9 protein-coding genes are annotated in these 12,494 nt (G+C 74.1%); 5 read left to right on the top strand and 4 right to left on the bottom strand.

Features of this window, described 5'->3' with window-relative positions:
* Window positions 1-39 precede the first annotated feature (39 nt).
* The gene (locus ACIRRH_RS28650) at window positions 40-549 is read left to right on the top strand and encodes a DinB family protein (protein ID WP_403073178.1); all 510 of its coding nucleotides are present in this window, start codon (window positions 40-42) and stop codon (window positions 547-549) included.
* 27 nt (window positions 550-576) lie between these two features.
* Here ACIRRH_RS28650 and ACIRRH_RS28645 read toward each other — a convergent pair whose 3' ends face one another.
* The gene (locus ACIRRH_RS28645) at window positions 577-1,272 is read right to left on the bottom strand and encodes an ArsR/SmtB family transcription factor (RefSeq protein ID WP_403073176.1); all 696 of its coding nucleotides are present in this window, start codon (window positions 1,270-1,272) and stop codon (window positions 577-579) included.
* Window positions 1,273-1,459: 187 nt separating this feature from the next.
* Here ACIRRH_RS28645 and ACIRRH_RS28640 point away from each other — a divergent pair, with 187 nt between their 5' ends.
* Window positions 1,460-2,788, top strand: coding sequence for a hypothetical protein (locus tag ACIRRH_RS28640; RefSeq protein ID WP_403073174.1), 1,329 nt, complete (start codon window positions 1,460-1,462; stop codon window positions 2,786-2,788).
* Window positions 2,785-3,558: an isocitrate lyase/phosphoenolpyruvate mutase family protein gene (locus ACIRRH_RS28635; protein WP_403073173.1), complete on the top strand. Its 774-nt coding sequence runs from the start codon at window positions 2,785-2,787 to the stop codon at window positions 3,556-3,558. Before ACIRRH_RS28640 ends, ACIRRH_RS28635 begins: the two co-directional genes overlap by 4 nt.
* Before the next feature lie 30 nt (window positions 3,559-3,588).
* On the opposite strand, the gene ACIRRH_RS28630 is transcribed toward ACIRRH_RS28635, so the two are convergent.
* Window positions 3,589-4,353 (bottom strand): TetR/AcrR family transcriptional regulator, encoded by a 765-nt coding sequence (locus ACIRRH_RS28630; protein WP_403073171.1) that lies wholly within the window; start codon window positions 4,351-4,353, stop codon window positions 3,589-3,591.
* A gap of 252 nt (window positions 4,354-4,605) precedes the next feature.
* Here ACIRRH_RS28630 and ACIRRH_RS28625 point away from each other — a divergent pair, with 252 nt between their 5' ends.
* Entirely contained in the window at window positions 4,606-6,120 is a 1,515-nt protein-coding gene (locus ACIRRH_RS28625; protein ID WP_403073169.1) for an MFS transporter, read from the top strand.
* Window positions 6,121-6,234: 114 nt separating this feature from the next.
* A complete protein-coding gene (locus tag ACIRRH_RS28620; protein WP_403073167.1) occupies window positions 6,235-6,948 on the top strand; it encodes a helix-turn-helix domain-containing protein in 714 nt (237 codons plus the stop codon).
* A 6-nt stretch (window positions 6,949-6,954) separates the two neighbouring features.
* On the opposite strand, the gene ACIRRH_RS28615 is transcribed toward ACIRRH_RS28620, so the two are convergent.
* Both ACIRRH_RS28615 and ACIRRH_RS28610 read right to left on the bottom strand, forming a co-directional pair.
* On the bottom strand, window positions 6,955-7,356 hold the full coding sequence (locus ACIRRH_RS28615) for a VOC family protein (protein ID WP_403073165.1): 402 nt from the start codon (window positions 7,354-7,356) through the stop codon (window positions 6,955-6,957).
* Window positions 7,357-7,415: 59 nt separating this feature from the next.
* Entirely contained in the window at window positions 7,416-12,110 is a 4,695-nt protein-coding gene (locus ACIRRH_RS28610) for a caspase family protein (protein WP_403073163.1), read from the bottom strand.
* Window positions 12,111-12,494 lie beyond the last annotated feature (384 nt).

The following is a 12,494-nucleotide window of genomic DNA, read 5'->3' as shown; positions in this document are numbered from 1 at the left end:
CGGCAGGCCGGCCCGTCCGGAGGGCGGCGGGAGTGGCCCGTGGGTGAGCGCGAGGAACTCGTCGAGACGCTCGACAAGCACCGCGGCCTGCTGCGGCACACCGTCCGGGACCTCACCGACGCGCAGGCGGCCCGGCGCACCACGGTCAGCGAGCTGAGCCTCGGCGGCCTGATCAAGCACGTGGCGGCGGTCGAGGAACGCTGGGGGCGGTTCATGACCGGCGGCGCCGAGGCGATGCGGGGCCGGGACGGGCAGCACGGCCCCGGCAACGCGGACGCCTGGGCGGCCCAGTTCCGGATGGCGGAGGGCGACACCCTGGCCGGGCTGCTCGCCGAGTACGAGCGGGTGGCCCGCGGCACGGACGAGCTGGTCCGGACCCTGCCCGACCTCGACCTCGCCCATGAGCTGCCGCCCGCGCCCTGGTTCCCGCCGGGCACGACCTGGTCGGTCCGGCGGGTGCTGCTGCACCTGATCGCCGAGACCGCGCAGCACGCCGGGCACGCCGACATCGTCCGGGAGTCGCTGGACGGGGCGAAGTCGACGGGCTGAGCGGCGCCGACGGTGGCCGGAGCGCCGTCAGGGCAGCTCCACGCCGAGGAGTTCGCGCAGCACCCGGCCGCCGTCCGGGGTGACCCGAAGGGCCCGTCCGGAGCCGATCCGCTCCACCCAGGCGCGGTCCAGGGCGGCCCGGCAGAGCGCCGCGCCCAGCGCCCCGCCCAGGTGGTTGCGGCGCTCCGTCCAGTCCAGGCAGCTGCGCACCACCGGGCGCCCGCCCCGGCGGCCCGCGCGCGGCGGCAACTCGATCGCCTGCGCGGCCAGCCAGTCCCGCCCGAGCCCGGTGACGGCCAGCCCGCCCTCCTCGGTGACCAAGCCGCGGGCGAGCAGCGCGTCGGACACGGCCACGCCGAGGCGCCCGGCCAGGTGGTCGTAGCAGGTGCGGGCGCGCGCCTCGGCGCTCAGCCGGGTGGCCTCGCCCAGGTTACGGGGAGCGGTCGCGGGGCCGGGGCCGGACTCGGCGAAGGCGGTGAGGTCCTCGATCAGCGTGGCCACCGCGGGCGTGGCCAGTCGGACGTACCGGTGCCGGCCCTGCCGTTCCTCGGCCAGCAGCCCGCCCGCGATCAGCCGGGACAGGTGCTCGCTGGCCGTGGACGGCGCGACGCGCGCGTGCCGGGCCAGCTCACCGGCGGTCCAGGCGCGGCCGTCGAGCAGCGCGGTGCAGATGGCGGCGCGGGTGGGGTCGGCGAGCAGGGCGGCGAAGGCGGCGAGCGTCATGCCTCCATGGTCGGGGTGCGGGGGCGTGTCCGTGGGTGTGTCCGCGGGCGCGCGGAGGGCTGCGTCCGGGGGCCGGGGCGGTCGAAGCGGCGGGGCCGCGTGGGGGAGCGGAGCCGGGGACATGCCTCCAGGGTCGCGCCGGCACGGTTCGGCCGGCGCCGAAACGACCCGGGGCCACGATGACGGCATGAGCGAAACCACGGTGGCCTCCGGCCCCGCGACCATGACCTTCTCCCGCTACGGCGACGTCACGGCGGCCCTGGCCGACCCGGCGCTGGTCCCGCCGCCCGCCGCGCCCGGCGCCACCCCCGGCACGGTGGCCTGGCTGCGGTCCGCCGTCGCCCGGTTCAGCTCGGGCGAGCCGCACGCCCGGCGCCGGGCGCTGGTGCTGGCCGACCTGGAGCGGCTGGACCCGGCCCGGCTGCGGGTGGCCGCGGCCGGCGGCTTCGAGCCCGACGTCCGGCTGCGGGTGGTCCGGGTGCTCGCGGCGGAGCTGGGCCTGGCCGACCCGGAGGCCGTGGCGCGGGACGTCGCGACGGTGGCCCGGGCGTACTTCGCCGACACACCGGACGACCCGGCGGCGGACGTGGCGGTGGCCCGGCTGCTGCCCGCGATGGGGGACCGGGACGAGGAGACGGCCGCGAACCGGATCGGCCTGCTCGTCCAGGCCTGCGACGCCACCGCCGCGCTGGTCGAGGGCGCCCGCCGGCACGAGGACGGGCCGGCCGGGGTGCTGCGCACGGACCCGCCGCTGAGGACGATGCGCCGGCTCGCCGCCCGGGCGACCGAGGTCGGCGGGGTCGCGGTACCGGCCGGGACGCAGGTCCTGCTCGACATCGCGGCCGCCCAGGCCGGGGCGCCGGAGGGCGTCGCGCTCACCTTCGGCGCCCCGCCCCGGAGTTGTCCGGGGCGCTCGCAGGCCATGGTCATCGCCGAGGGCATCCTGTACGGCGCCTCCGATCCGGCGGACACCGAGACGCCGCCGGCGTCGGACCTCGACAAGGGCGAACTCGCCTCCCTGGTGCCGGAGATGGTCGATCACGTGCTCGCGCTGGCGGCCGGCTGGACGGTCTGGGACGGTCGCCCGATCGTCAACGCCGACGGCCGAACCTACGCTCCGCACAAGGCGGTTCGCCGCATCACCGACCATCTCCTGGACCACCTGGCCGAGTTGGATGCCCGACTGGTCGGCGAGCCGACCGAGCCCGACCACTGGCACGCCTCCAACGTCACCACCCCGGCCGACCTCGCCCCGTTCACCACTGCCGACCTGGACGAGGCCCGCAGCCGGCTGACCCGGCTGGCCGGGATCTGGTCCCGGCGGATCGCCGCGCTGCCGGACGGGCAGCTGGACGACTCGCCGGGGGCGGGCTGGAGCTTCCGGCAGATCGTCTGCCACGTCTCCGGGGCCGGGTACTACTACGCGGACTCGGTCGGGAGCCCGGCGGACGCGGCCGACTGCCCGGCGGACGCGACCGGAGACCTCACGAACGAGCCGATGGAGACGACCCGATGACCCCCTTCGCGGCCCTGCACCACCGGCCCGGCCGCCCGCTGCTGCTCCCCAACGCCTGGGACCACGCCTCGGCCGTCGCCCTCGCCGCCCAGGGCCACCCCGCGATCGGCACCACCAGCCTGGGTGTGGCAGCCGTCGCCGGGCTGCCCGACGGCGCCGCCGCCACCCGCGCGGAGACCGTACGGCTGGCGCGCCGGCTCGGGCGCGGCGGCTTCCTGCTCAGCGTCGACGCGGAGTCCGGGTTCAGCGACGACCCGGACGAAGTCGCCGAGCTGGCCGTGGAGTTGGCGAAGGCGGGAGTGGTCGGCATCAACCTGGAGGACGGCCGGGCGGACGGCACGCTGACCCCGTCCGTCCGTCACGCCGCGAAGATCGCGGCGGTGAAGGCGGCCGTGCCGGAGCTGTTCGTGAACGCCCGCACCGACACCTACTGGTGCGGTCAGGGCGCCCCCGAGGCGGAGACGCTCCGGCGCCTGGACGCCTACCAGCGGGCGGGCGCGGACGGGGTGTTCGTCCCCGGGTTGACCGATCCGGCGGCCATCGGCCGGCTGGTCGGCGCGCTCGCCGTCCCGCTCAACATCCTCTGGACGCCGGCCGGCCCGGGCCTCGCCGAGCTGGCCGGGCTCGGGGTGGCCCGGGTCAGCCTGGGCTCGTTGCTGTACCGCGCGGCCCTGTCGGCGGCGGTGGCCGCGGCGGCGGCCGTCGCGGCGGGCGAGCCGGTCGGCCCGGTGCCCGGGTACGCGGAGGTGCAGGCGCTCAGCGGGAGTTGAGCACGTCCCGGGTGGGCCGACCGTCCGGGTTCAGCCCTCGTGGCGGGCGGCCCGGGACGCCTCGATCCCGTCCAGGATGACGTTGACGCCGCGGGCGAAGCTGCTGTCCCGGCCCGCGGCGACCTCGTCCGGAACCTCGGTGGTGTACAGCCGGTGCAGCCGCGGGAACTCCTTGGTGGCCTCGATGACGGCGGGCAGCAGCTGGTTCATCCACTCCTGCTCGTCCTGGCCGCTGCGGGCCAGCGCGGTCACCCAGGAGGCCTCCACGCAGGCGGTCCCGATGGTGTAGCCCATGACCGCGTTCATCGCGTCGTTCGCCTCGCCGATCTCGAAACCGGCCGTGTCCAGCACGGCCAGCAGGGCCTCGGAGAGCCGCATCCAGCTGGGGCCGAGGTAGATCATCCCGACGTCGCCGATCACGGACACCATCCAGGGGTGGCGCATGATGGCCGCGCGCATGCTCTCGGCGCACTCCATGACCTTCGCGCGCCAGACCTCCGGGTCCTCGCAGCCCTCGGCCTCGGGCTGCGGGAGGGTGCCGAAGACCTGGTCGACGACCAGGGCGAGCAGCTCGTCCTTGTTGGCGACGTGGGTGTAGAGCGAGGTCGCGCCGGCGTTCAGCCGGGCGGCGAGCTTGCGCATGCTCAGCGCCTCGATGCCGTCGGAGTCCAGCAGCGCGAAGGCCTCGGCGACGATCTGCTCGCGACTGAGGGTGGGCTGCTCCCGCCGTCGCTGGGGCCGGTTCCACAGCGTCGGGATGCCCGGGGTCGTACCGTCCTCTGATTTGGCCGCCATCGGGCCCTCCTCACCAATCGTCCGGACCCGGTTCGGTCCGGCGCAGCTCGCCACACGGTTGCGAACAGTGTACGGCGCCACGAACAGCGTGCGGAGGTCGAACGGCGTACGGCGTTGCGAACAGTGTGCGGTGTCCGTACAGTGTTCGGAGCGGCGCACACCGTACCCCTGGGGACGGAGGGCGGTGTGCCCGCGACGACTTCCGCGCGGCCACAGCCCGCGTCCGATCCGAAGCTCGAAGGGGGAAACGCCGTGGAACGTCATCCGCAGCGCTGGCTCATTCTGGTCGTGCTCTGTCTCAGCAGCCTGGTGCTGGTGATCGACAACATGGTGCTCACGGTGTCCGTCCCTCCGATCGCGGAGGACCTCAAGGCCGGGGCGCAGGACATCCAGTGGATCATCGACTCGTACATCCTGGTCTTCGCCGGCCTGCTGCTCACCTCGGGCAGCCTCTCCGACCGCTTCGGCCGGCGGAAGGTGATGATCGTCGGACTGGCGCTGTTCGGCGCCGCCTCGCTGGTCGCGGCGTACGCCGGCAGCCCCGGTGAGCTGATAGCCGGGCGCGTCCTGATGGGCGTCGGCGGCGCGCTGGTCATGCCGAGCACGCTCTCCATCCTGATCACCGTCTTCGACGACGAGGAGCGCCCGAAGGCGATCGCCGCCTGGACCGCGGTGGCCATGATCGGCCTGGTCGGCGGTCCGGTGCTGGGCGGCGCGCTGATCGCGCACTTCTGGTGGGGTGCGGTCTTCCTGCTCAACGTGCCGGTCGCGGCTGTCGCCATCCTCGCCGCGATGGTGCTGATGCCCGAGTCCAAGGGGCCGTGGCGCCGTCCCGACCTGCCGGGCATGGTGCTGTCGATGATCGGCATGACGGCGCTGGTCTGGTCGATCATCGTGCTGCCCCGGGACGGCTTCACCAGCGTGAGCACCCTCGGCGCGCTCCTCCTCGCGGTGGCCGCACTGGCCGGCTTCGCCGTCCGGCAGGTCCGCACCGACTCGCCGATGGTCCCGCTCAACCTGTTCCGCAACCGGGTCTTCACCGGCGCCAGCTTCTCGCTCGTCCTGCTGACCTTCGCCACCGGCGGGCTGATGCTGGTCCTCACCCAGCACCTCCAGTTCGTGCTGGAGTTCTCGCCCACCGACACCGGCCTCGCCTTCATCCCGCTGGCCATCGCCTCGCTGGTGTTCAACGCGCTGGGCGCGGTGCTCGGCAAGAAGGTCCCGGCGCGGGCGCTCACCTCGATCGGCATGCTGATCATCGCGGGCGGCTTCGGGCTGCTGGCCACCCTGTCGGTCGGCGACGGCTTCACCAAGGTCGGCCTGGCCATGCTGGTGCTGGGCATCGGCTCCGGCCTCGGCATGCCGGCCGCCGCCAACGCGCTGATGGGCGCCATCCCCAGCGAGCACGCCGGCGTCGGCTCCGCGCTCAACGACACCATCCAGCAGTCCGGCGCGGCGCTCGGCGTGGCCATCCTCGGCACCGTGCTCTCCAGCACCTACACCGGCGCGATGCCGGGCGCCGCCCCCGAGGCCGCCCGCCACGACATCACCGGCGCGCTCGCGGTGGCCCGCTCCACCGGGGACGGCGGACTGGTCGCGGCCGCCCGGGAGGCGTTCAACACCGCCACCTCCACCACCTTCACGGTGGGCGGCATCGCGGTCGTCGCGGCCGCGGCGCTCACCCTGGTGCTGATGCGCGACGGCCGGAAGACCGCCGGCGCGGGGGGAGACGCTCCGGTGGCGCCGGAGGCCGAGCCGGTCGCCTGAGCCCCCGCCCGTCCGGCCTGACGTCTCCGACATCCCCGTTGGCCCCGGTTGCCTGGCGCAGCCGGGGCCAACGGCGTTCGCGCGCCCCCGTCCCGCGGCGCGTAGCCTCGCGTCATGGAACCGTCCTCGCCGTACCTGGAGCGCGCGTCCCGGCTGCCCGGTGCGGTCGTGTGGACGAAGCAGGCCCTCGCGCGTACGGACGCCGCCCAGGCCGGGCCCGTCCTGCCCGACGGCTGCATGGACCTGCTGTGGACGCAGGGGAGGCTCCTGGTCGCCGGACCGGACACCCACGCCTTCCGCCCCGGCCCCGGGCTGCGCGGCCCGTGGGCCGGCGTACGCTTCCGGCCCGGCGCCGCCCCCGCGCTGCTCGGCGTCCCCGCGCACGAACTGCGGGACCGCAGGGTCGAGTTGGCCGACCTGCGGCCGGCTGCCGAAGTCCGGCGCCTCACCGAACGCATCGACGCGGCCCCCGACGCGGCCGCCGCACTGGAGGCCCTGGCCCTGCGCCTGGCGGCCGAGGCCCGGCCCGAGGACCCGCTGATCCGCTCGGTGGCCGCCTCGCTCGCCGCCGGACGGTCCGTCGCCGCGACGGCCGAGACGGTCGGCCTCGGCGCGCGCCAACTCCACCGCCGCTCACTGGCCGCCTTCGGCTACGGTCCCAAGACCCTCGCCCGGATCCTGCGCATGCAGCGCGCCCTGACGCTCGCCCGCTCCGGCGTCCCGCCGGCCGAGACGGCGGCCCGGGCCGGCTATGCGGACCAGGCCCACCTGGCCCGCGATGTACGGGAGTTGGCGGGCATGCCGATGGCCGCACTGCTGCTCGGCTAGGTCCTTCTACAGGGGCGCGAGCAGGTCCACCCCGTTGCCGTCCGGATCGTGCACCACGGCGTAGCGCTGCCCCCAGAAGGCGTCCCACGGCTTCAACTCCCCGTGGTACCCGGCGCCGGTCAGCTCCTCGTACAGCGCGTCCACCTGCGCGGGGCTCGCACAGCGGAACGCCAGCGCGGCCCGCGTGCCGCGGCTCGGCGGCTGCCAGGAGGGGTGGAACGACCGGATGGTGGCCTCGGCGTCGAGCACCAGGAGCGGCCCGCCCGGCAACTCGGCCTCGACGTGCGGCTCCCCCTCGGCCCCCTCGGCAAACCCCACCCCCAACCGCCGGTAGAAGGCGACCGAGGCGGCCATGTCCGAAACGGCCAGCCCGACGAAGGCGAACTGCGGTGCAGATGTGCTGTTCATGCCCGCCACGCTAGGCGCCCCCCACCCGCCCGGTCTTGAACGAATCGGACATCGGCGGATCAGTCGACGCCGAGACGCCTGCACCAGTCCGCGGACAGCTGGGGGCGCAGGAACACGACCCCCTGCTGGGTGCCGACGGCCAGGTCGAGGCACGGGCTCCCGGGAAGGGCGGTGAGCGAGGTGACGAGGGCGGGCAGCGGGGCGGACCACACCTTCTCGCAGCTGGGCAGATGGCACAGGGCCACACCGTGTTCGTCGCTCACGGCCACCAGGGCCTCGCCGTTCGGTGCGGGGCCGGTCCACAGGATGCGGAAAGCCGGGACGGGCAGACACCGGGCGATGTCGGGCGTCGCGCAATTCCAGACCGCGACCGGAAACGCGCCGGATTCGCCGGGCGCCGCGGTGTCGAGGTGGAGCAGCAGGGGAGTGCCGTCCGGCAGTTCGGCCCAGCAGAGGTCGCGGGAGTAGCCGGAGAACAGCGTGCGACGGCCTCTGTGACCGGAGCTTCCGGCTCTGGGCGGGAGGGTGACGACGTATCGACGGTTCGTCGTCAGGTCGATCACCGAAGTCGTGCCGCCGAACCCCTGTTCCGCGATCCAGCGGGTTCCGGCGCTGCCGTGGTGAGGTACCAGGCGGAAGACGTCGGAGGCGAGTTCGATCCCGTCGTCCTGGAACGGAGTGCCCGTGGGGATGTTCCACATCCGGCCGACGACGGGGCCCTCAGCCCACGTCTCCACGAGATCGGCGGCGCCGGGGGGCCGGATCCATCGACCCGCCACGCTGGATTCGTGCTCGTGAGCCGGTCTGACCGCGGTCAGCAGCACCGGGGCGCCGGACGTGGTGGTGAACGCCGTCGAAACGACGGCGTCGTTGCCGGGGTCGATGATCCACGGGAGGGCCACCCACTCCGGGGCGTCATCGGGGGCGCTCAGCAGCGCGACGCGCCCGCTCACCGCGTCGAAGCCCACGAAGCGCGTGCCGGCGTTCCAGCGCGTCGAGGGAAGGAGCTGCCCGCGCAGTCGCCCTCTCTCACCGTGGAACCAGGCGAGCCCGCCGTTCTCGGTCTCCGATCCGCGGCGCAGCCGGTGCCAGATGCAGAACGACATCGGCAGGGAGAGCGGCCAGCCTTCGGCATCGGGACCGACGACCTCGGCGTCCACGTGCCCCGTGTACTCCCAGGACAGCAGGTTGAGCGTGCCGTCGGGGTCCTCGGAGCGGTCCTCCTCTGCAGGAGTGTCCCCGAGCACCAGGCCGGGGCAGGGGCCGACGTCGAGCAGCGGATCGTCCAGCCGGTCCGCACGCATGTGCCTGGCGAGTTGGTGGGACACCACCGTGACTGCCGACGGATCCTGGGACCAGGGGATCAGCGAGTCCACTTCGGGTGCCGAGACCAGAGGGCCGGCCGGGTCCTGCCCGGTGGACGGCAGTGCGCGTTCGTGGGCGCCCCACGGCCAGAGCCGAGCCGTGCCGTCGTTGCCGACGGCGAGGACGTCGGGCCCCTCGGCCCCGGGCACGTCGAGCAGGAGCAGGGCGCACACGGCGCTCTCGTGGCCGTAGACGGGTGAGCCGACAGCCTCGCCGGTCCCGCAGTCGACGACGGTCAGCTGGCTCCGATAGCTCACCGTCACCGCAACGACCTGGCCGTCGGAACGCAGTACGGGTTCCATCCGTGAGGCATGAGCTGCCGGTTTGCCACGCGCGGCAAGGCGTCGTGGTGGTGCGTCGGGGCGGAGGATCAGCAGGTTCTCGTCGTCCTGCGCGACGAGGACGGCATCGGTGGCACTGCCGTGGGCGAACCGGGCTTCCTGCCACGAGAATCCGTCGAAGGGCACGGTCGTGATCTTCCCCGTGCCCATGTCGAACAGGCTCATGGCGACGCGGGACTCGACGATCGCGGCCACGGTCCCACCCGTTCGGTGGATACTGTCGACCACCAGGGGCTGCGCCATCCCCTCCCGCACGACCGAGGGGTCGTGCGGCTCTTCCAGACGGTGCAGGAGAAGGCGTCCCCGCACGCCGTCGCAGGTGAGCAGGCAGAGACGACCGTCCGCGTCGTGGCCGAGGCGGGCCGAGGCCCTGGGGGCGTCGAAGGTGACCTGCGGAGGCGTGGGGCAGTCCACCCGGACCAGTTCCCGCCACTGCGGGAGCGACAGGGCCACCACGTGTTCCGTGTCCCGGCACACGGCGACCGGCGTGCCGTCGGACCGGAGCCCGGCGTCGAGGAGTTCGTAGTACCCGGTGTCGGGGATCGCCCGGGAGAGCGTCTGGTCCGGTACGTTCCAGACGCGGATCGTGCCCCGGGCGTCGAGCGTGACCGCCTCCGTCCGTCCGGCCCGGTCGGTGAGCACCGCGAGTCCGAGGACGTTCGCCGGGTGCGGCAGGATCGTCGACCGGGACGGCTCGTCGAGCATCCAGACGTGCACGTGGGGAACCGAAGGCTCGCTCGCCAGCACGGCCCGGCCGCCGGCCGGCAGGACGAGGTCCCTGACCGTCCAGGCCAGGCTCACCGACCTGATCGAGTACGCGTCCCCCTCGTGCCGCCCCACCACCCGGTGCGGGGTGATCTCACGGGGCTCGACCCGGATCCGCCGCAGCGAACCGGAGAGTTCCTCGGCCTGCCGGGCGAGTCCGTGCTCCCCGTGGGTGCCCGCGACGTACGCCAGCAGGGCGGCCCGGTCGACCGCCGCGGAGGCTCCGTCCGTGAGGAGGTAGCAGTAGCGTTCGACGGCCATGGACAGCATGGGATCGCGCAACGCGTGGCGCAGTGCGGGAAGCAGGGTCGAAGGCTCCGCGCCGACGACGAACGAGGCGTCCGCCAGGAGGTCGTCCAGCGCCCCCGACTCGGCCGCGTGGGTCGCGAGATGGGCCAGTACGTAGGGGTGGGCCCGCGACCAGGCCCGGTCCGGGACCAGGCCCGTCAGCGTGTCGACGAAGCACTCCTGGACGTCCTTGAGGTCCCGGCGCGCGAGCACCCGGGTCTTCATGTGGTCCGTCAGTTCCTGGTGGTACAGCCGGAAGTACCTGGTCCCGTCCACCACCGCGTGGGACAGGTAGGAGCCGTCCTCCTCCAGGAGCACGTCGATGTGCGCCTCCGTGAGCGGCATGCCCGACAGGCTCCTGGCAGCCTGCACCCAGATCCTGCGCGGAAGGCCGCTGCCCTCCCCGAAGGCCAGGGCGGTGAGCAGCGCCATCGTCGGCTCGTGGCGGTCGGACGGAAGCCGCTGGAGATATGCCTCGAAGGCGCCGCCGACGTCGGAGGGGAGCTGTTCCGTCCAGCCCGGCACGAAGGTGTCGACGGGCCGGTCGCGCAGCAGCGCGCTCGCCGTCATGCGGGCGACCAGGAAGCAGCGGCCGGCCCGGCGTGCGACCTCGTCCGCCACCCGGCGCGCGAGGTCGGGGGTGTGCTCGTAGGGTGCGCCCGCGTCGGAGATGATCTTCGCGACGTACTCGGCGGTGTCGGTGTCGTCGGCGTACGCGCGGTCGTCGAGGTCGATGACCGGCACCCGGTCCCCGATGTGGGACAGCAGCTCACGGCGCGATCCGACGACGAGCCGGACACAGGCCACGCCGGCGAGCGGGCGCAGCAGTTCCCAGGCGATGCGGCGGGCCTCGGCCTTGTCGCCGCCGGGCCCGGCCTCGTCGAGCGAGTCGACGATGACGCGGAACGGCCGCTGCCGGCCGGCCAGTGCCGCGAACAGCGCCACCGGTGTCGCGGCCCGTACGTCGGCAGCGGCCGCGAGCCGTTCGACCAGTGCTTCCATCGTCTGGTGGTGGGCGTTGACGGAGGCGTCGGCGCAGCCTTCCAGGACGAGCCGCCCGAGTACGGCGGACTTGCCGGAGCCCGGATCGGCGGTCACCACGAGGATGCCCGGGCCCTCCTCTCCGGCGAGGTGGTCGCGTCCCCTCCGGAGGGCGCGTTCTCGCCCGGTGAAGTACGAGCCGGAGTCGTAGACCTGTTCGACGCCGCGCCCCCGCGGTTCGAAGTGCGAGGCGAGGTCGGCGGAACCTGCGTCGGTGCACCCTTCCCCGGTGACCTCGGCCTGCGGGTCGAACAGCGGGTTCGGGAAGAACGGCGGCGGCTCCGACTGGTCCACGGACGAGCAGGCGGCCCGCTGCCTGAGCCCGGACGCCACGAAGGACTGGTTGACCCGGTCGGCGACGGTGCCCGGGGACAGGTGGCGCTGCGATGCCCCGTCACCCTGGCGGTAGGCCTTGGCGAGTTCGGAGACGAAGGCGCCGTCCACGGCGGTGTCGCGATGGCGCGCGGAGGCCAGCAGCCAGGTGCCCGAGCCGAGTTCGTCGCCGCGGCCCCGACCGGCCACGACGGTGTCGGTCACCGCACCGAGCCCGGCCCCGGCCGCCGCGGCGTGGCAGGCGTCGATGATGAACAGCACGTTGCGCAGGGGGGATTCGGCGACGACCTCGGCCAGGTTGGGGAGGGACAGCCAGGAGCGGGGCCGGCCGTGGGTGCTGTCCGCACACGCCAGCCGGTACTGGTTGGTGGCGGACCGGGAGCCGTGCCCGGCGTAGTACACGACGAGTACGTCATCGGCGGTGAGCCCGGGGCTCCGGCACCAGTCGGACAGGGCGTCCTCGAAGTCCGCCGATGCGGGATCGTGGGAGACGGAGGCCAGCACCCGCTGGTACCCCATCGACGCGAAGAGCCCGACCACTCCCTCGACGTCCTCGTGCACCAGAGGCAGCTCCGGCTCCTCCACGTAGTGGCGGGTGCCCGCCGCGATGAGGTAGCGCATCAGCGCACCTCCGACGCGGCGCACCGGCCCGAGTCCCCGCCAGGGTGCCGCCCGCTCACCCCGTGCACACAGACGACCGCGCTCAATTCCCCTCCCGAGTGTGGGAGACAAGCCTACGACCGGACCGGGCCCCGGACTCCGACCGAACGGGGACCGGGGCCGGCGGCACGACGCCGGTGCCGGACGGGGGCGAAGCCGCCGGCAGGTGTGGTTCCGGGCTACGCCCGCAGGCGGCCCGGTTCGTCGGAGGCCGCGAGCGCGGCGAAGGCCCGGACCACGTGATGCGGTCCGGGCCTTCGATCAAGGCGGGTGACGCGAGCTTCGAGCTTGTGAGGGGTTGCCCCCGGCACGCTCCCCGGGAGAGCCCGCCGAGGTCCGCATGTG

It is taken from the genome of Kitasatospora sp. NPDC101235 (genome assembly GCF_044767505.1).
GTDB lineage: Bacteria > Actinomycetota > Actinomycetes > Streptomycetales > Streptomycetaceae > Kitasatospora.
The sequence above is the reverse complement of the archived record's forward strand: the minus strand, read 5'-3'. Positions and strand labels throughout refer to the sequence as shown.